The sequence below is a fragment of the Mycobacterium sp. NGS34 genome, from assembly GCF_059812845.1.
This window is the reverse complement of record NZ_JCALDM010000004.1, coordinates 12,473-31,219: the sequence shown is the minus strand read 5'-3', so window position 1 is coordinate 31,219 and position 18,747 is coordinate 12,473. Positions and strand designations below refer to the sequence as shown.

The window sequence follows — 18,747 nt, the reverse complement described above, 5'->3', positions numbered from 1 at the left end:
GACCGGCGGTGTCGTCGCGCCTCATTGAGGCGCTCGCCGGCGGCCCGTCGCGATCTGGGGCCGCTAATCGCCCGTGCGCGTGTATGTTTCGTCGAAGTCGACGCTCCATTGGCAGTCGGAGCGGCCCGACGACTCGTCCAGATGGTCGTGGCCGATCAGCTGCGTGATCGGATCCTGCGGCGGTTGCGGCAGCGCATACTGGCCGGTAGCTCGCGCGTAGACGGCGCCGCCGCAGCCGGGATCGTTGTCGTCGTGCTCGACGTGCAGGGTCCAGGTCCCGCCCTCGAACACCAGCGGTGTGTCAATCGTTTTCGAGTGGAAATAGCTCATGCACCGGTCCCCGGTGCGCAGGCAGTCGGTGACGACGGCTTGGTCGGACTGCTGCGGCGCGATCCTGGCCTTGAATTTTCGGACGAGGTGGTAGCGGCCGTGCAGCGCTTCGGCCGGCGAGCCCACCCGCGGCGGTAGCGCGTTCGGGTCGGGGAGCTTGTTGACGTCGACGTCGCCGGACCGGGTGAAGGTCACCGTCCGCTTTTCGTTGCAGGCGTTGGCCGACGCCCCGCGGTATTCGCCGGCGAAGGTGCCGTCCGGCCGCGGCTGCAGCGTCAACACCTGCCACACCTCGGCCGGGGCGTCCCGGCACTTGTCCGAGCCGATGGTCACGGCCACCCAGCGCCCGTCCACCTCGTCGAAAACCGCGCTCGGTGCGAGCCGCAGCTCGCCGCCGACGCGTTGCGCGGTCGCCCGGCAACCGTTCGACCCGCAGGCCGAACGGACCGCGTACGTGTCCGTCTCCGGCGCCGCGCCCTGACCCGGGACACCCTCCAGCGTGGTGCCCTGGCCGAAGCGCACATGGTAGACACCGGTGAAGGGCCCGGTGTTCGGCGTCGCGGCGGCGGTATTTCCCGGCGCGGCGGTGGGATTGGCCGGGGCGGTGTGGCCCGGCTGCGGGTGTCGGAGAAGCTTCACGCCCGCGAAGACGCCACCGGCCACCACGAGCAAGGCGACGCCCACCAGTGCGCCGATGAGCGCCCGGGGGCGGCGCCGGCGGGTTCGCATGGCGGGCAGGGTCGCGTCGATCCGGGGTTGGGTGTCCGGGAATGGAATGTCGCCGGGCTGGGTGAAGCCCGGGCCCAGCTGGCGGGCCAGCTGGTCGGCGAATTCGCGGCAGCTGCCGAAGCGTTCGGATGGCTCCTTGGCCATCGCGGTGGCGAACACGGGATCCAGCGCCGCGAGCTCGGGACGGCGGGCGGCGATCGAGGGCGGGGCGGCGTTGATGTGTTGGCTGATCACGACCGCCGGGTTGGAATCGACGTACGGCGCCGACCCGGTCAGCAGGTGAAAAGCGGTGCAGGCCAACGCATATTGGTCCGCGCGCCCGTCGACGCGCTGCCCCTTCAGCTGCTCGGGCGCCACGTATGCGACGGTGCCGACCGTCATGTTGGTCGCGGTCAGCCCGGTCGCGTCATCGATGTGGCGCGCGAGCCCGAAATCGGCGAGGTACACCCGCCGCGCCTGACCGTCGGGATCGGTGAGCAAGATGTTGGCGGGCTTGACATCGCGGTGCAGCAACCCCCGGCCATGCGCGTAATCCAGCGCCGAGCCGACCGCCGTGATGATCGCCACCACGTCTTGGAGCGGCATCCCGCCCGGGTTGTCGCGCAGTAGCCGGCCCGCATCGGTGCCGGCCACGTAGTCCATCGAGATCCAGAACTGGCCGTCCTCCTCGCCGCGGTCGTGGATCGTCACGATGTGCGGATGGGACAACCCGGCCGCCAACTCGGCCTCCCGCATGAAGCGGCCCCGAAATTCCGGGTCGCCCGTCAGGTCGGCGGGCAGCACCTTCAACGCGTCCTCGCGCGGCAGTCGGGGATGCGCCGCCAGGTACACCTGGCCCATCCCGCCCGCGCCCAGCACCCGCACGATGGTGTACCCGGCAAACACCTGACCCGTCTCGAGCGACATGGGCAAATCGTAAATGCTCAAGCCGCAGCGGCAGCTAAATTCGCCACGAATACGGGGCCGCGCCGCCCGGGCAAACCACGCTGCGCCGCCCCTCCCCTTAATCGCCGGTGCGCGTGAAGGTTTCGTCGAAGTCCGTGTTGACCTCGCAGGGCGCGCTCTGTTCCTGGTGAGCGCGGCCGGTGAGCTTGGCGATGGGGTCCCCGGGCGGTTGCGGCAGCGGATAGACCCCGTTGGATTTCATGCGCGCGGTGCCCCCGGAGTGCGGGCAGGTGACGTCGGCGTCGACGTTCCAGGTCCAGCGTCCGTCTCCGAACACCAGCGGCTGGTCGGCCGACGCTTCGTGGAAGTAGCTCATGCACCGGTCGGCGGTGCGCAGGCAATAGGTCGCGACCGCGGTGTTCAGCTGCTGTTGCGGCAGGCCGTTCGCGAAGATTCGGGTCACGCGGTAACGGCCGCGCAGGCCCTGGGCCGGCGACACCGCCCGCGGTGGCTGGGCGCCCGGATCGGGAAGCGTTTTCACGTCGACGTCGCCGGTGCGGGTGAAGGTCACGGTTCGCTTGTTCGCGCAGGCGTTGGCGGCCGTCGCGGTGTATTCGCCGTCGAGGCCGCCGTCGGGACGGGGGCGCAGCACGAAGACCTGCCAGAACTCGGCAGTCGCCTCGCGGCACGAGTCCGGCGCGACGGCTACCGCGACCCAGGCCGCGCCGATCTGATCGAACACCATCGTCGATTGCGCCACCGCTTCCCCTCCGAGGCGGGACGCGGTCATCACGCAGCCGGCGGGTCGGCACACCGAGCGCAGGCCGTACGTGCTGGTCACCGCCGGCGGGGAACCGGGGTCCGGCGCGTCCTCCAGAGCCATGTTCAGCCCGAAATCGGCCCGATAGGTGCCCGTGAATGGGCTCGCCGGCGGGGCCGGGCTGCGCGGACCGGTGAACTTCAGCAGTGCCACGACGCCGGCTGCGACCAGTAACACGATGCCGGCCAGGGCCGCGGCGAGGACCGCGGGGCGACGGCCCACCCGCCGCCAGACGGAGGGTTTCACCCATTGCGGCGCAAGCACGGTCGGGCCCGACGCTTGTTGGGCATCCGCGTCGGCCATCTCGAGGTGCCGGCCCAATTCCTGCGCGAACTCCCCGCAGCTGTTGAACCGGCCGGACGGATCCTTGGCCAGCGCGGTGGCGAAGACGGGATCCGCACCCGTCAGCTCCGGGCGGTGGGCACCGATCGACGGCGCGGCGGCGCTGACGTGTTGGCCGATCACCACCGCGAGGTTGGGGCCGCCGAACGGCGGCGCCCCGGCTAGCAGATGAAATGCGGTGCACGCCAGGGCGTATTGATCGGCGCGGCCGTCGACCGACCCCGCCATCAGCTGCTCGGGCGCCGCGTAGGCCGCCGTGCCGACCGCCATCCTGGTCGTCGTGAGCCCCGCGGCGTCATCGACGCGTCGCGCGATCCCGAAGTCGGCCAGGAAGATTCGCCGCGGCTGTCCGTCCGCGTCGGTCACCAGAATGTTGGCCGGCTTCACGTCACGGTGCAGCAGGCCCCGGTGATGCGCGTAATCGAGCGCCGAGGCGACCGCGTCGATGATCGCCATCGCGTCGTCGACGGGCATCCCGTCCGGGAATTGCTCGCGCAGCAACCGGGCCACGTCGGTGCCGGGCACGTATTCCATCGAGATCCAGAACTGGCCCTCGTACTCGCCGCGGTCGTGGATCGCCACGATGTGCGGGTGGGACAGCCCGGCGGCCAGCTCCGCCTCCCGCTCGAATCGCTCCCGGTACTGGGGATCGGCGGTGACTTCGGTCGGCAGCACCTTCAGCGCGTCCTCGCGCGGCAACCGCGGGTGCGAGGCCAGATACACCTGCCCCATGCCGCCCGAGCCCAGCGGCCGCAGGATGGTGTATCCGGCAAACACCTGACCGATCTCGAGCGCCATGGCCGAATCGTAGATGCACGCCGCGCGGATCAGTGGCTGTTGAGCAGCAACATGAGCCCGTAGTCCATGTGGATCTGCTGATGGCAGTGCAGCAGCGACAGGCCTGGCTGATCGGTGACGAAGTCGATCTCCATGCTTTGGAAGCCGCCCAGCATCGCGACGTCCTTGCGCACCCCGGCGGTTGGTGTTCCGGCGATGCGGGTGATTTCGAAGGTGTGGCGGTGCAGGTGCATCGGGTGCAGGTCGTCGGTGGCGTTGCGGAACCGGATCCGATAACGCTTGTCGCGCTGCAGATCCAGCACGGGCTGATTGGTGTCCATTGAAAACGCCGTGCCGTTGAACATCCAGACGTTGAAGCCGTTGTCCGCGGCGTTGCGCTTCTCGATCAGCATCTCGATGGTGCGTTCCGGCGCCGGCGCCGGCGCGGGGTTGGGCGGCGCGAACAGCCGGTAATCCCACTTGAACGGCGCGGGCGCCGCCCACTGCGGATCGCCGCCCCGCCCTGCGTATTCCACCACCACGCCCATGCCGTGGCCACGGTCGTCGTCGGACAGGTCACCGAGCACCCACACACCGGGGTTGGTCATGTCGACGACCGCCGAAATGCGTTCGGCCGCACCGAGCCACAGCACCGGCACCGACGCCGGATTGGGCACCGGGTTGCCGTCCAGCGCGACAACGTTGAAGGTGTGCCCGGGCAGGGCCAGGCTGCGGGATTCGGTGGCGCTGCCGTTGAGGACATGCAACAGCACCCGCTGCCCGGGCCGGACGCGGATGGGGTCGCCGTGGCCCAGCATGCGCCCGTTGACGGCGAACGCTCCGTAGCTGACCTCGAAGCCCTTCGGCTCGCCGCGCGCCAGCGAGGCCGCCATCGACGCCTCGCCCTTGTCCTTGAGGTCGGCGTCCGGTTCACCGGCCAGGAAATCGCTGGCCATGTCGCCCCCGCGGCTGAAACTGGGCTCGAACTCCTTGAGCGTCAGGAAGATCTCTTGGTCGTAGGCGCCCGGGTTCTGACTGGGTTCGATGTAGACCGGGCCGACGAGGCCGCTGTACTGGCCGCGGGACAGGTCGGCGCGCGGCACCACGTGGGTGTGATAGAAGCGGAAGCCCGCCGGGCCGGGCACAAACGAAATGCGTCGCATGCCGTGCGCCGGGATGTCGGGGGTGCCCTCTTCGGCCGAGCCGTCGACGTCGACGCCCACGTGCTGCCCGTGCCAGTGCAGCTGCTCGGGGGCATCGGTGTCGTTGAAGATGTCGACCGACGTGCGTTGCCCCTCCTTGAACCGCAGCAAGGGACCCGGGAATTGGCCGTTGTAGGTCAAGGTCGACTCGATGCGGTCGGGCGCCAGCTCCACCTTTCCGGTGCCGATCCGCAGCGTGTAATCGGGCTTGCCGGTGGGCGGTCCGGGCGGCGTCGTTGGTGAACATGCCGCCGCGGCACCGCCGGCGGTGACCAACGCCAACCCGCCGAGGAATCGACGGCGGTTCATCGTCGCTCCGCCGCGAGGGTCGGCAGCAGGAAGTCGATGCGGTCGTTCAATTCGCTTGCCACACGTCGGAATTCGGGGTAGCTCGCCCGGCCCGCGGCGGACGGGTCCGGCAGGCTCCAGTGCATCGTGGTGGCCACGCCGTGCTCGTCGGCGTATTCGCGGACCTTGTCGCACAGCGTGATCACGCAATCGAAGCGGCGACGGGCGACCGCGGCCAACGGCCGGGGCCGGCCGCCCCCGAGGTCGATGTCGTACAGGTCGCGCATGATCCGCACCGCGTTCGGGTGAATCCGCGGTTTGGGATGGCTGCCCGCGCTCGCGGCCCGGACGCGGCCCGCGCCCTTCTTCCGCAGCAGCGCCTCGGCCATCGGCGAGCGCGCACTGTTGCCGGAACACAAGAACAGCACCGACCCGGCCGCCCGGCTCGTGGCAGCGGGCGCGAGGGCCGGATGCAAAGCGCTTGCCGCCCCGGCGAATTGCGCCGCGCACCTCGCCAGGTTCAGGTGGTAGTAGGTGTCGCGGGCATCGAAATTGCTGCGCCGCGCGTCGATCAGCCCCGCCGAGCGCAGCAGCCGCAGGTGATACGACACCAGGTTTTGCGGCTCGTCGACGGCGGCGGCCAATTCGCGTACCCGGTGGTCGCCGGCGGCGAGCTCGGCCAGCAACGCCCACCGCACGGGGTGGGACGCCATCTGCATCAGCGGGGGAACTTTCGCCCGCTTGGTTGCCGTCACCATTCGGACAATACATCAAACTGGTTTGATAGGTTTGGGCGCGTGAGCGAGCTCCGCCGGACCCTGGGCCTGTTCGACGCGGTGGTGATCGGGCTGGGCTCGATGATCGGCGCCGGCATCTTCGCGGCGCTGGGCCCCGCGGCACGCGCCGCCGGCTCTGGGCTGCTGCTGGGCCTCGCGTTGGCGGCGGTGGTGGCCTACTGCAACGCCACCTCCTCCGCGCGGCTGGCCGCGCTCTACCCCGCCTCCGGCGGCACCTACCTGTACGGCCGCAAACGGCTCGGCGACTTTTGGGGCTATCTGGCGGGTTGGGGCTTCGTGGTCGGCAAGACCGCCTCGTGCGCGGCCATGGCCCTGACCGTCGGCGCCTACGCGTGGCCGGCGCAGGCGCACGCCGTGGCCGTCGCCGCGGTGGTCGCGCTGACGGCGGTGAACTACGTCGGGGTGCAGAAGTCGGCGTGGCTGACCCGGATCATCGTCGCGGTGGTCCTGGCGGTGCTGGCCGCGGTCGTCGTCGCCGTCTTCACCTCCCCCGGCGTCGACGCCGAGCGGCTGCACATGGCGGGCGTCACCGCCGGCGGCGTGGTCCAGGCGGCGGGACTGCTGTTTTTCGCCTTCGCCGGCTACGCGCGGATCGCCACGCTGGGCGAGGAGGTCCGCGACCCGGCGCGCACCATCCCCCGGGCCATCCCGCTGGCGCTGGCGATCGCGCTGGTCGTCTACGCGCTGGTGGCCGTCGCGGCGCTCGCCGCGTTGGGGCCGCGGCGCCTGGCCGAGGCGTCCGCGCCGCTGTCCGAGGCGGTGCGGGTGGCGGGGATGGCCTGGCTGGCGCCGGTCGTGCAGGTGGGTGCGGCGGTCGCGGCGCTGGGCTCGCTGCTGGCGCTGATCCTGGGGGTCTCGCGGACCACCCTGGCGATGGCGCGCGACCATCACCTCCCCCACGTGCTCGCCGCGGTGCACCCCAGGTTCGGCGTCCCACACCGCGCCGAACTGCTGATCGGCGTCGTGGTGGCGGTGTTGGCCGCGACCGCCGACCTGCGGGGGGCGATCGGTTTTTCCTCGTTCGCGGTGCTCATCTACTACGCGGTCGCCAACGCCTCGGCGTTCACGCTCCGGCCCGACGAGGGCCGCCCGCCGCGCGCGATCCCGGTGGTCGGGCTGGTCGGGTGCGTGGTGCTGGCGTGCGCGCTGCCGCTGTCCTCGGTGCTGTCCGGGGCGGCGGTGCTGGGCATCGGTGCCGCGGCGTGCGCGATTCCCCGGCGGTCCGAACGGGAAGACTGAGCGGGTGAACGAGCCCGGAACAGACGCATTCGAAAAGCTGGTGGCGCTGCTGAACTATCCGATGTTCGTGGTAACCACCCACGCCGGCGGCGTCGACGCCGGCTGCCTGGTCGGTTTCGCCAGCCAAACCAGCATCCACCCGCCGCGGTTTTTGGTCGGGTTGTCCACGAAGAACCACACGTTCCGGGTGGCCGCGGACGCCAGCCACCTGGCGGTGCACGTGTTCGACCACGAGCACCTCGACGTCGCGGAGTTGTTCGGCAGCCAGACCGGCGACGAGATCAACAAGTTCGACCGCTGCTCCTGGCACCGCGGCCCGGCGCAGTTGCCCATTCTCGACGAGGCGGCCGCCTGGTTCGCCGGCGAGATCCTCGACCGCTTCCCCCTCGGCGACCACGTCGGGCACCTGATCGAACCGGTGGACGGCCAACCGCCGCGAGAGCTCGAGCAGTGGGTGTCCTTCGGCGACGTCCGCCACCTGGAACCGGGCCACGAGGCCTGAGGTGACGCCCCGGGTGGGCGCCGTCGGCGACATCGCCGAACTCGCGTCGTTCTACGCCGATCCCCCACCGGGCGTGCGCGCCAACATGATCTTCAGCGCCGACGGCGCCGCGGCGTTCACCGGTCGCGCCGGGCCGCTGTCCTGTCCCGCCGATCAACGGCTGCTCAGGATCCTGCGCGGCTTCGCGGACGTGGTTCTGGTCGGCGCGGGCACGGCGCGCGCCGAGAACTACGGGCCGGTGCGGCTCGTCGACGCGCACCGGGACGCCCCGCCGCCGATCGCCGTGATCACCCGCACGGGCGACCTGCCCGCCAGGCTGTTCAGCGATCCCGACCAGCCCCCGATCCTGGTGACCTGCGCGCGCTGGGCCGCCCGCGACGACGCGCGCCGGCGGATCATGGTGGCCGGCGAGGACTCCGTCGACGTGGCGCGCGCCGTCGACCTGCTGCGCGCCCAGGGCATGGACCGCATCCTGTGCGAGGGCGGGCCGACCCTGCTCGACGAGCTGGTGGAGGCCGACGCCGTCACCGAAATCTGCGTGACGCTGGCCCCCAAGCTCGCGGGGAGCCAGCCCGTCGGCACCCGGCGGCCCGCACGGCTGTCGGTGCCGGTCGAGATGCGGCTCGAGCACGCCCTGGCCTACGACGACTACGTGTTCCTGAAGTATCGCCGCTGAGCGGGCGGTCAGCCCCGGGAATAGCCTCGGCGGACCGTGCGGTCGAGAATGCCCAGCGTTGCCCGCAGCGCACCCTCGGAGAGCACCGGAAAAATCCCGGCGTCGCGCCACTGCGGGTCGATGTTCGACCAGTCATAGAACGAGGTGACCACGGTGGACGCGCCGTCGTCGGCCGGCTCGAGCCGGTAGCCGTAGACGTGGCCGATCTGCGGACGGAGCTGGCCGAGAATCGTCCACGAAATTAGCCGATCCTTCTCGAACTCCTTGATGTCGACGGTGACGTCGTATTTGCCGAGTTGCGGATAGTCGTTGAGCGACTCGCGGTCCATGTGCACCACGAAGCTGTCGCCGACGCCCCTAACCGGGTCCCCCTCGGCGTCCTGGAGCATGCCCGAGGAGTCGATGGACACGTGGCCCTGCGGGTCGCACAGCACCGCGAAGATGTCGGTGGCCGGGGCTCCGATGGTGCGGCGGGTCTCGATGCGTTCTTCGGTCATGGGTCCTCGCATCCGGCGCAGACAACCTGATTTGCCTCGCCGGTTACTCTACGTCGCCGCGGCGGGTCGGCGTCAGTGCGGTCGCGATTGCTGGACGCCTGCTCGGCATGCAGCGACGCGCGGGGCTTCCTATGATGAAAGCTTGGGAAAAATTTCATCGAATTGCCTGCGCGACACAATCTTCAGTCCATCGCCGTCCGACTTCTTCTCGCGGGCACACAGAGGAGGTTGGCCGGCGACGTGAGCGACTCAAACGGCGAGGACGAATACCGCAACCTGGCGGTGAACCGGCTGCGGCCCAGCGAGCTTTCATGGGCACTGAACAACGATTCCGTGCACGGGATCGCCTACGCGTTCCGCAACCCCGTCGCCGTCGCCGAGTCGATCGACGATCCGCAGGACGACCGCAAGACCTACCTGATCCGGGTCAGGCGTGACGATTTGGCCTCGGCCCTGGGAAAGATCAACGACTGGATCGTCAGAAACCCCGGCCCGGCGGGAATGCAGGCCTACGGCTTCGTCCGGGCGCTGTCACGGGAGGGGCTCAGCGAAAAGACCGGTGACGAGGAATGGCGGTGATCCCCGCCGACCCCGGAGTTCGTAGCCAGCCGACCGGGAATTAGCTGGCTTTCTGGCAATTCAGCGTGCCCCGCGGTTGCCCGAACCATTAGCCTTATGCCTGGCACGCCGCGCTTCGGTGTGGATTTTGCGGCGCGTGGCGGCGGGTGAGGAGTCGGCGATGGGTGACACGACCGCGGATTCGCGGGAGGGCTCGCAGTTCGGGCCGTATCGGCTGCGGCGGCTGGTCGGCCGCGGCGGCATGGGCGACGTCTACGAGGCCGAGGACACCGTGCGGGAACGCATCGTGGCGCTCAAGCTGATGTCGCAGACGCTGTCCAGCGATCCGGTCTTCCGCTCGCGCATGCAGCGCGAGGCCCGCACCGCGGGGCGGCTGCAGGAACCGCACGTCGTGCCGATCCACGACTTCGGCGAAATCGACGGGCAGCTCTACGTCGACATGCGCCTGATCGACGGCAACAACCTGGCCGCGACGCTGAGCCGATTCGGGCCGCTGGCCCCGCCGCGGGCGGTGGCGATCGTGCGCCAGATCGGCTCGGCGCTCGACGCCGCGCACGCCGCCGGGGTGATGCACCGCGACGTGAAACCGGAGAACATCCTCGTCAGCGCCGACGACTTCGCGTATCTCGTCGATTTCGGGATCGCCAGCGCCACGTCCGACGAAAAGCTCACCCAGTTCGGCACCACCGTGGGCACCGTGAAATACATGGCCCCGGAACGGTTCAGCGAAACCGAAGTCACCTATCGGGCCGACATCTACGCCCTGGCCTGCGTCTTGTTTGAGTGCCTGACCGGTTCCCCGCCATACACGGGCGACACCATCAGCGTGATGGGGGCCCACCTCAACCAGGCGATCCCGCGCCCCAGCGCCAAGCGTCCGAGCATTCCGGTGGCCTTCGACGGCGTGATCGCCCGCGGCATGGCCAAGGATCCCGCGGCGCGCTACGCCACCTGCGGTGACCTGTCGGCGGCCGCGTACGCCGCGCTGGCCACGCCCGATCAGGATCGGGCCACCGACATTCTGGAGCGCAGTCAGGTGGCCAAGCTGCCGGCCGCGTACGCCGGCCAGCCGCCCAGCGGTTTCGCGGCCATGCCCCCCTCCGTCATGGCGAACCACGCGCCGCCGCAGGCTACGGGGTGGCCCACCGGATCGGCCCCGGGGACACCGATCGGCGGTGGGCCGGTGCCGCAGCCGACTGGGTGGCCGGGCACTCCCACCTGGGGCACGGGCGACATGGGCAGCGTCGGCGCGCCGCTCTGGGGGCAGCCGCCACCGAGCAATCGGAAGCCCTTGCTGTGGATCGGCGCCGCCGTGGCGGTGGTGGTCGCCGTGGTGGTCGGCTTGGCCGTCGTCGCCGCCCATCCCTGGCAGTCCTCCTCCCCGCCGACCCGGACCTCCACGCCGACGTCGGCCGCGCCCCCGCCGGACGCGGTGGAGCTCAAGGTGCTCGACGACGGTGTGTCCATCGGCAGCTCGGCGGCCCCGACGACGATCGACATCTTCAACGAGCCGATCTGCCCGCCGTGCGGCAGCTTCATCCGGTCCAACGCCGGCGACATCGACAGCGCGGTGAACAACAAGAAGCTGGCGGTGCGCTATCACCTGCTCAACTTCCTCGACGACAAGTCGCACAGCAAGAACTACTCGTCACGCGCGGTGGCCGCGACGTATTGCGTTGCGGGACAGAATGATCCGAAGCTCTACATGAACTTCTACTCGGGCCTGTTCGCCAGCACCTTCCAGCCCGCGGAGGATGCCCCCGAGGACCGCACCGACGGCGAACTGGCCCAGCTGGCCAAGACCGTCGGCGTCGACGCCAGCGTGATCGACTGCATCAAGGCCGGCGATGACGTCGGCACCGCGAAGGCCAAGGCCGCGGCCGGGGACGCGACGCTCACCGGACTCAACGCCACCGGCACGCCGTTCGTGTGGGACGGCACCAGGTCGATCAACTACCAGGACCCGACCTGGCTCACCAAGCTGCTCGGGTAGCCCGCGCTAGGGATGCGGCGTCGGGGTCGCCGGAGCGGGCGTTTGTGACGGACCCATCATTCCGCCCGGGCCCATCATGCCGCCCGGGCCCATCATGCCGCCCATTCCGCCCGAGCCCATCATCGGGCAGCTGCCCTCGTGGCCGCCGTAATAGCCCCGGTGCCAGCCGGAGTGGGCGCCGGAGGACCAGCCCAGGAACAGTCCCCAGAAGAAGATCGACCCGACGATGAACACCACACCGGCGACGATGACGACCCACGCCGCGGCTTGTCCCAGACGGCTGGGCGCGCCGTATCGGTTGCCGTAGCGGGGTTGCTCACTCACGGTGGTCGGTTCGATCGTGGATTCAGGTGTGTCTGTCATGGTTCGAAGCTTCGCATACATATACCCCTCGGGGGTAGGGACTATTGGCCCTAGCATGGCAGGTCCGCGTCTGGTCAGCTTGGCGAAGCGACTCCGGATTTGGAGGGAACGTCATGGTCAAGTTCAGCCGACGGGCGGCGCTTGCCGCGCTCGGTGCGCTGGGCGCGGGCAGCGTGTTCGGCCTGCACGCGGCCCGTCGCGGCATCGTCGCGTCGCCGTCCGCGGGTATCCGGCTCGCCGACGGATGCGGTTTCATGGGCGCGGGTTCGGTGGACATGAGCCGCTACATGGAGATGTTCATGCGGCACCGGGAAATCAGCCGCACGGTGGAAGAGATTCCGGGCGGGGTACGCACCACCACCCAATCGAGCTCACCGGAGCTTGCCGCCCAACTCCAGGCGCATGTCTCGAGCATGTACGCCCACCTCGATCAAGGCACGGAGGTGAGATGCATGAGCCAGAGCCTGCCAACGCTGTTTCGCCGCGCGAACGGCTATCGCCGCCAATTCACCTTCACCGCAACGGGTGTGACCGCCGAGGAGACTTCCTACGATCCCGCCCTCACCGACGCCATTCGCGCCCACGCACGAGAGGTGACCGGGTTCGTCGAGCAGGGAATGCCCGCCATGATGCAGCAGATGATGGGCGGCTGCATGATGGGACCGGGCGGCATGATGGGTCCGCCCGGATAGCGTGCGGGCCACATGTCATCCGGTCAGCGCCAGCGCGGGTCGACCGTGCGGTTCTGGCTCGTGGCGGGTGTCGGCGCCGACGCGGCGTAGCCGCAGCGAGTTTGTCACGACGCTGACCGAGGAGAGTCCCATCGCGGCGCCCGCAATGACGGGGCTCAGTAGTCCCAGCGCCGCAAGGGGAATCGCGGCCGTGTTGTAGCCGAACGCCCACCAGAGGTTTTGGTAGATCGTGCGGAGGGTCTGCCTGGACAGTTCGATCGCCTGCACGACGCCGTCGAGCCGGTCGGATATCAGGGTGATGTCCGAGGCCTCGATGGCGACGTCGGTGCCGGTACCAATGGCAATGCCCAGATCCGCCTGCACCAGGGCGGGCGCATCGTTGATGCCGTCGCCCACCATCGCGACCACATGGCCCTCTTCCTGTAGCAGCCGAACGGCGGATACCTTGTCTTCCGGCAACACCTCGGCCAGCACTCGGTCGATGCCGACCTCCTTGGCGATTGCGGCCGCGGTGCGCACGTTGTCGCCGGTGATCATGGCCACCTGCAGCCCCATGGCCTGCAGCCGGTGCACCACGTCGACGGCGTCATCTTTGATCGTGTCGGCCACCGCGAGCACGCCGACAACCTGGCCGTCGCGGCCGACGAATACCGCCGTGCGGCCGCGCTCCTCCAGTTCCGCCGCCGCCGCGGCCAGGTGCTCGGGCAGCGTCAAACCATGATCCTGGATGAGCTTGCGCCGCCCGACGAGTACGGCCTGGCCATCGATTTCGGCTCGCACGCCGTGGCCGGCAAGGTTTGCGAATGCCGTTGCGGGCGGTATCGCCAACCCCCGCTCGAGCGCGCCTGCGACGATCGCCGCGCCGATCGGATGCTCGGAGCCCGACTCGGCCGCGGCCGCGATCCTGAGCACTGGATCCGGCTGGCGCCGCTTGCCGGGAATCACGTCCGTGAGTCGCATTTGGGCGCGCGTGAGGGTGCCGGTCTTGTCGAAGACCACGGTGTCGATCTTCCTGGATGCTTCGAGCACCTCGCCGCCCTTGACCAGGATTCCCAAGTCCGCGCCGCGACCCGTGCCGACCGTGATCGCCGTAGGGGTGGCCAGGCCGAGGGCACACGGGCACGCCGTGATCAGAACCGCGATCGCAGCAGTCATGCCGCCCAACGGGTTTCCCGCGAACAGCGTCCATCCGGCAAACGTCGCGACCGCAACACCGACGACGGCCGGCACGAACACCGCCGAAACCCGGTCAACCATCCGCTGTACCGGAGCCTTGCCGCCCTGCGCTTGCTCAACCAGACGCACGATCTGGGCCAGCGCGGTGTCGGCCCCGACAGCGGTGGCGCGCACGGTCAACAGGCCGTCGACGTTGACCGTGGCCCCGGCCACCCGGTCGCCCACCGTTTTCTCGACCGGCACCGACTCGCCGGTGAGCATCGCTTCGTCGACGGCCGCGCGCCCGTCGACGATCTCACCGTCGACGGGGATCTTCTCCCCGGGCCGCACCCGCACGAGGTCGCCGACTTGCACGAGATCGACTGGGACGAGCAGTTCCTGGCCATCGACGAGCAGGCAGGCCTCCTTGGCGCCCATCTCCAGCAGCTTGCTGATCGCCTCAGACGCCTTGCCGGTGGCCCTGGCCTCGAAATAGCGGCCCAACACCACGGATGCGCTGATCAATGCCGCGGTGTCGAAGTACACGGGTCCGCCGGTGAACAGCTGATAGATGGAGTAACCGAAGGCGGTCATGGTGCCCAGCGTGATCAGCGTGTCCATGTTCGCGCTCAACGCGCGCGCCTGCTGCACCGCCCCCTTGAGAATCGGCCACCCAGAGACGAATTGGACCGGTACGGTCGCGGCGAAGGCCACCCACCTCGCCCACGAGTACGCGGGGAAAAACGTCATCACGCCGAACGACACCAATCCCAGCGGCACGGCAAGCCAGACGCGCCGCAGCCACTTCCGCCGCTGTTGTCTGCTGTCCTCGCCCGGCGACGCATGACACGACGAAACCGGTCCCTGGCCACAGCCGCCACTTGCCACCGGCTTGTCGTCCGACCCACCAGCCAAGAAACGACGGATGCCGCGGGTAATCGTGCGAACCACAACGGGATTGCCGGCGTCCACCGAATATGGGGCACGCGCGGGCACCAAGTCGACGGGGATTTGCTCGGCATCGGCAATCGCCGACAAGACCGCGGCGGTGTCGCAGTCCTCGCGCGAATACAAGACCACCACCGACGCCGTCCGCGGATAGGCGTACACCGCGCGCACGCCGGCCACCTTGCCGACCGTGTCCTCGATCGCTACGGCGCGGACCGCATCGAAACGAAACCCGTTGGCGTGCACGCGCATCCGGCCCGCGGCGTCGGATAGGACTTTGAGGGCGACGTCGGGGTCGCACAGCGTGTCAGTGGCCATCGCCGCGCTAGTCCGTCACCGCAACCGGCGAGACGTCCTCTCCGAGGCGCTCTTTGGCCTCGGCGATCACATCGGCCGCCGTCAGTCGAGCCCGTTCCGCGCCCTCGCCGGCCTTGCGCTCGGCCTCCCGGGCGACCCGCATGCCCCAGGCGGTAACGGTTACGGTCGCGGCGCGCAGCGGAAACTTCGCCACCGCCTTGCGTGTCGCCCCGTACGCGGCGACCCCGACCGCACCGGTCACCACGGTGGGGACCGCCTTGGCCACGAATCCATGCAATGCGATCATCTCGAACGTTCCCTTTCTGTCGCCCCGTCACCGGGGTGCGTGTACTTCGTCATCTCGGGCCCGCCGTCATCGCCGGAGCCTCATCCGCTGGTTCGCCCACCGCGGCGCCGCTCAGGTGCGCCTGCGGACCGGTCAATGCCGGCGTGAACTTGAGCGCGTCGACCAGCTCGTCGATCGCTGCTTGCCCGCGCCCGTCCAGCACCGCCGTCGAAAAGCAGGTCTCCAGGTGGTTGTGCAGCATCACCCGATTCGCCCGCTCCAACGAGGACTGCACCGCCGAGATCTGCTTCATCACGTCCACGCAGTACGCGTCAGACTCGACCATCCGGATGATCCCGTCAAGGTGACCCCGAACCGTTTTCAACCGGTTCAGCGCCGAGTGCTTTTTCGCTGTCAATTCCTGTTCTCCGCAACGTTGCATGGGGCCAGCATACGCCACCCCACCCGGGGTGGGGTAGTGTCCCCGATCTAGCGGCGATTTCTCGTCGCGCGCGATGCGCGTCGTCCTCTTACGCTTGCGCCAACCGAAGGGAGTGGAAGTGAACAACAGCCAAGAAAACGGCTGGTCGTGGACCGATGTGTGGCTGCCGGCGATGCTGCTGAGCCTGGCGGGCGTGGGCTGGTGGTGGTCGGTGATCAGCGCCGACCGCATGCGCGGCGACGCGATGCCGATGGGCGACCAGATGTCGATGGGTGCCCAGTCCACGATGCCGTTCGCGGCGTTCCTCCTCGCCTGGGTCGCGATGATGGCGGCCATGATGTTGCCCGGAGTCCTGCCGCTCGTTCGCGGTTACGCCGGCGCCGCCGCCGGCAGCGCCGCCTCGCCGGTCATATTCGTCGTCGGATACCTCGCCGTCTGGACCGCGGTGGGGATACCGGCCTTCATAGCGTCGACCCGTCTGAACCCGGTGCTGCACACATGGCCATGGGTCGGCCACGTCGCCGGTGCCGCAGCGGTCGTCGCGGGGCTGCATCAGCTCACACCGCTCAAGGCGACCTGCCTACGGCACTCCCGCTGGCCCGCAACGCTTTCCGCGGGCCCCGGCGGCCAGCTCAACGGTCCCGCGGGATCATTTGTTGCCGGGGGCCGCTACGGCATCTATTGCGTTGGCTCGTGTTGGTTGCTGATGGTGGTGCTGATCGCCTTCGGCACAATGCAATTGGCGTGGATGCTGGGGGTCGCCGTGGTGATCTGGTTGGAAAAAGTAGCTCCGTTCGGAGATCAGCTGAGACGTGTGACCGCCGCGGCGCTTCTCGTGCTCGGTGTAGCGCTACTGGTACACCCCGCGTTTGTCAGTCATCTCGTCTGACCAGAACACCCAGCACTGCCGCTAGTCGCCGGTGCGCGCGAACTTCGCGTCGACATCCGTGCTGCCGCAGTTGGTGCCCGCGGAATTCATCACGTCCTCGTGGCCGTGCCCGGTGAGCAACGCGATCGGGTCCTGGGCCGGTTGCGGCATCGGAAAATGCACGACGATCCGCACGTGCGCCGTGCCGCCCTTCGAGCAGCGGCCGTCGAACTCGCGGTCGTAGATCCACTCCCCGGCGCCGAACACCAACGCCATGGCGGACGCCGGGGGTGCGTGGAAGAAGCTCATGCACCGATCGCCCGTGCGCAGGCAGTCCGTGCGGACGACGTAATCTTGCTGGCCTTTGAATCCGGTTGGCGTGACATCGGATTCGTGGTAGTGGCCGTGCAGCGCTTCGGCCGGTGACGCCACCCGCGGCGGCAGCGCGTTCGGGTCGGCCACGCTGCCGAGGTCGACGTCTCCGGTGCGGGTGAAGGTCACGTTGCGTTTGTTGGCGCAGCCCTTGGCCATGATCTCGGTGGCCTCGCCCGCGAGCGTGCCGTCGGGACGCGGTTGCAGCGTGAACGTTTCCCAGATCTCGCCCTCGGCGTTGCTGCCGCCGCACGTGCTCGTGCCGGCGGTGACGGCCCGCCAGGCCCCGTCGACCTGATCGAACACGATCGTCGGCACCTGCATGGTCTCACCGGTCAGGCGGGTCGCGGTCGCCACGCAACCGGTCGGCCGGCACGCCGAGCTGACGGCCCAGGTTTCGCCCGACGGCGCGGCGCCCGGGGGCGGCATGCCTTCGATGCTGGTGATCCGGGCGAAGTCCGCCCGGTAGACGCCCGTGAAGGGACCCGTGTTGGGCGGCGGCCCCTTGGGCCCGGGGCTGGCCGTGGGCGCCGCGGTGTTCGCCGGCTTGTTGGACTGTGCGAGCTTCTCGGTGGCGAAGACACCGCCGGCGATCAGCAACGCGACGCCCGCCAGGGCGGGGATCAGTACCGCCGGCCGGCGGCCCAGCCGCTTCCAGGCGGCCGGTTTCGGCCGCATCGGGACGGTCGGCGCGGCCACGCCGAACGAGGGTTGGGTGATTTCGCTGTCCGGGCGGGCCGGGATCTCGCCGGCGTAGGCGAAGCTCGGCAGCGGCTGCCCGCCGAGGTGGGCGGCGAACTCCCCGCAGCTGGCGAACCGGCCGGACGGGTCCTTGGCCATCGCGGTCGCGAACACCGGATCGAGCAGCGCCAACTCCGGTCGCTGCGCACCGATCAACGGCGGCGGGGCGTTGACGTGCTGGCTGATCACCACGGCGGGATTGGAGTCGACATACGGTTGCCCGCCGGTCAGCAGGTGAAATGCGGTGCAGGCCAAGGCGTATTGGTCGGCGCGCCCGTCGACCGGCTCGCCCTTGAGCTGTTCGGGCGCCGCGTAGGCCGCCGTGCCGACCGTCATGTTGGTCGCGGTCAGCCCGGTCGCGTCATCGATGCGGCGCGCGATCCCGAAGTCGGCCAGAAACACCCGCCGCGCCTGCCCGTCGGGTTCGGCCAGCAGGATGTTGGCCGGCTTGACGTCGCGGTGCAGCAGGCCGCGATGGTGTGCGTAATCCAGCGCCTCGGCGACCGCGGTGATGATCGGCACCACCTCCTCGAGCGGCATTCCGCCGGGGTAGCTTCCGCGCAACAGCCGGCCCGCGTCGGTGCCGGGCACGTAGGCCATCGAGATCCAGAAGTGGCCGTCCTCTTCGCCGCGGTCGTGCACCCGCACGATGTGCGGATGCGACAGGCCCGCCGCAAGGTCCGCCTCGCGCACGAACCGGGCGCGAAACTCCTCGTCGGCGGTCAGGTCGGGCGGCAGCACCTTGAGCGCGTCCTCGCGCGGCAGTCGCGGGTGCGCCGCCAAATAGACCTGGCCCATGCCGCCGGAACCCAGCAGCCGCAGGATCGTATACCCGGCGAATACCTGGCCGGCTTCGAGCGACATGGCCGAATCGTAAGTCTTGTCTTCGCGGCTTTGCGGCACTTTTGTGTCCCTTTCCGGTCTGTT

At 69.4% G+C, this 18,747-nt stretch carries 17 protein-coding genes; 7 read left to right on the top strand and 10 right to left on the bottom strand.

The annotated features are described in order from the left end of the window. Positions 1 to 63 precede the first annotated feature (63 nt). The 4 genes from AC5Y7V_RS11760 to AC5Y7V_RS11745 form a co-directional block, all read right to left on the bottom strand. Positions 64 to 1,965 (bottom strand): serine/threonine-protein kinase, encoded by a 1,902-nt coding sequence (locus tag AC5Y7V_RS11760; RefSeq protein ID WP_499880223.1) that lies wholly within the window; start codon positions 1,963 to 1,965, stop codon positions 64 to 66. A gap of 97 nt (positions 1,966 to 2,062) precedes the next feature. Next, positions 2,063 to 3,904 (bottom strand): serine/threonine-protein kinase, encoded by a 1,842-nt coding sequence (locus tag AC5Y7V_RS11755; protein WP_499880222.1) that lies wholly within the window; start codon positions 3,902 to 3,904, stop codon positions 2,063 to 2,065. Between the two features lie 29 nt (positions 3,905 to 3,933). Next, positions 3,934 to 5,394: a multicopper oxidase domain-containing protein gene (locus tag AC5Y7V_RS11750; RefSeq protein ID WP_499880221.1), complete on the bottom strand. Its 1,461-nt coding sequence runs from the start codon at positions 5,392 to 5,394 to the stop codon at positions 3,934 to 3,936. Beyond that, the gene (locus AC5Y7V_RS11745; RefSeq protein ID WP_499880220.1) at positions 5,391 to 6,128 is read right to left on the bottom strand and encodes an arsenate reductase/protein-tyrosine-phosphatase family protein; all 738 of its coding nucleotides are present in this window, start codon (positions 6,126 to 6,128) and stop codon (positions 5,391 to 5,393) included. The genes AC5Y7V_RS11750 and AC5Y7V_RS11745 overlap by 4 nt, the downstream gene beginning before the upstream one ends. A gap of 42 nt (positions 6,129 to 6,170) precedes the next feature. On the opposite strand from AC5Y7V_RS11745, the gene AC5Y7V_RS11740 reads away from it, so the two are divergent. From AC5Y7V_RS11740 to AC5Y7V_RS11730, 3 genes are read left to right on the top strand one after another with little or no spacing between them, the layout of a single operon-like run. After that, positions 6,171 to 7,409 (top strand): APC family permease, encoded by a 1,239-nt coding sequence (locus AC5Y7V_RS11740; RefSeq protein ID WP_499880219.1) that lies wholly within the window; start codon positions 6,171 to 6,173, stop codon positions 7,407 to 7,409. A 4-nt stretch (positions 7,410 to 7,413) separates the two neighbouring features. Continuing rightward, positions 7,414 to 7,911: a flavin reductase family protein gene (locus AC5Y7V_RS11735; protein WP_499880218.1), complete on the top strand. Its 498-nt coding sequence runs from the start codon at positions 7,414 to 7,416 to the stop codon at positions 7,909 to 7,911. A gap of 1 nt (position 7,912) precedes the next feature. Beyond that, positions 7,913 to 8,587 (top strand): pyrimidine reductase family protein, encoded by a 675-nt coding sequence (locus AC5Y7V_RS11730; RefSeq protein ID WP_499880217.1) that lies wholly within the window; start codon positions 7,913 to 7,915, stop codon positions 8,585 to 8,587. An 8-nt stretch (positions 8,588 to 8,595) separates the two neighbouring features. On the opposite strand, the gene AC5Y7V_RS11725 is transcribed toward AC5Y7V_RS11730, so the two are convergent. Then, positions 8,596 to 9,084: an SRPBCC family protein gene (locus tag AC5Y7V_RS11725; RefSeq protein ID WP_499880216.1), complete on the bottom strand. Its 489-nt coding sequence runs from the start codon at positions 9,082 to 9,084 to the stop codon at positions 8,596 to 8,598. A gap of 282 nt (positions 9,085 to 9,366) precedes the next feature. Here AC5Y7V_RS11725 and AC5Y7V_RS11720 point away from each other — a divergent pair, with 282 nt between their 5' ends. Then, on the top strand, positions 9,367 to 9,663 hold the full coding sequence (locus tag AC5Y7V_RS11720; protein ID WP_499880620.1) for a hypothetical protein: 297 nt from the start codon (positions 9,367 to 9,369) through the stop codon (positions 9,661 to 9,663). A 160-nt stretch (positions 9,664 to 9,823) separates the two neighbouring features. Continuing rightward, complete coding sequence (locus AC5Y7V_RS11715; RefSeq protein WP_499880215.1) at positions 9,824 to 11,656, top strand: serine/threonine protein kinase PknE; 1,833 nt, start codon at positions 9,824 to 9,826, stop codon at positions 11,654 to 11,656. Positions 11,657 to 11,662: 6 nt separating this feature from the next. Here AC5Y7V_RS11715 and AC5Y7V_RS11710 read toward each other — a convergent pair whose 3' ends face one another. Next, positions 11,663 to 12,019 (bottom strand): hypothetical protein, encoded by a 357-nt coding sequence (locus AC5Y7V_RS11710; RefSeq protein ID WP_499880214.1) that lies wholly within the window; start codon positions 12,017 to 12,019, stop codon positions 11,663 to 11,665. 113 nt (positions 12,020 to 12,132) lie between these two features. On the opposite strand from AC5Y7V_RS11710, the gene AC5Y7V_RS11705 reads away from it, so the two are divergent. Continuing rightward, positions 12,133 to 12,711 carry a hypothetical protein gene (locus tag AC5Y7V_RS11705; protein WP_499880213.1) on the top strand — a complete coding sequence of 193 codons (579 nt, stop codon included), beginning with the start codon at positions 12,133 to 12,135 and terminating at the stop codon, positions 12,709 to 12,711. 15 nt (positions 12,712 to 12,726) lie between these two features. Here the strand turns inward: AC5Y7V_RS11705 and AC5Y7V_RS11700 are convergent, their stop codons facing one another. From AC5Y7V_RS11700 to AC5Y7V_RS11690, 3 genes are all read right to left on the bottom strand, one after another. Continuing rightward, the gene (locus tag AC5Y7V_RS11700) at positions 12,727 to 15,066 is read right to left on the bottom strand and encodes a copper-translocating P-type ATPase (protein WP_499880619.1); all 2,340 of its coding nucleotides are present in this window, start codon (positions 15,064 to 15,066) and stop codon (positions 12,727 to 12,729) included. Between the two features lie 73 nt (positions 15,067 to 15,139). Then, a complete protein-coding gene (locus AC5Y7V_RS11695; protein WP_156766927.1) occupies positions 15,140 to 15,415 on the bottom strand; it encodes a DUF1490 family protein in 276 nt (91 codons plus the stop codon). Positions 15,416 to 15,467: 52 nt separating this feature from the next. Then, a complete protein-coding gene (locus tag AC5Y7V_RS11690; protein WP_499880212.1) occupies positions 15,468 to 15,839 on the bottom strand; it encodes a metal-sensitive transcriptional regulator in 372 nt (123 codons plus the stop codon). Positions 15,840 to 15,957: 118 nt separating this feature from the next. On the opposite strand from AC5Y7V_RS11690, the gene AC5Y7V_RS11685 reads away from it, so the two are divergent. Beyond that, the gene (locus AC5Y7V_RS11685) at positions 15,958 to 16,728 is read left to right on the top strand and encodes a copper chaperone (protein ID WP_499880211.1); all 771 of its coding nucleotides are present in this window, start codon (positions 15,958 to 15,960) and stop codon (positions 16,726 to 16,728) included. Positions 16,729 to 16,749: 21 nt separating this feature from the next. Here AC5Y7V_RS11685 and AC5Y7V_RS11680 read toward each other — a convergent pair whose 3' ends face one another. After that, a complete protein-coding gene (locus AC5Y7V_RS11680; RefSeq protein WP_499880210.1) occupies positions 16,750 to 18,684 on the bottom strand; it encodes a serine/threonine-protein kinase in 1,935 nt (644 codons plus the stop codon). Positions 18,685 to 18,747 lie beyond the last annotated feature (63 nt).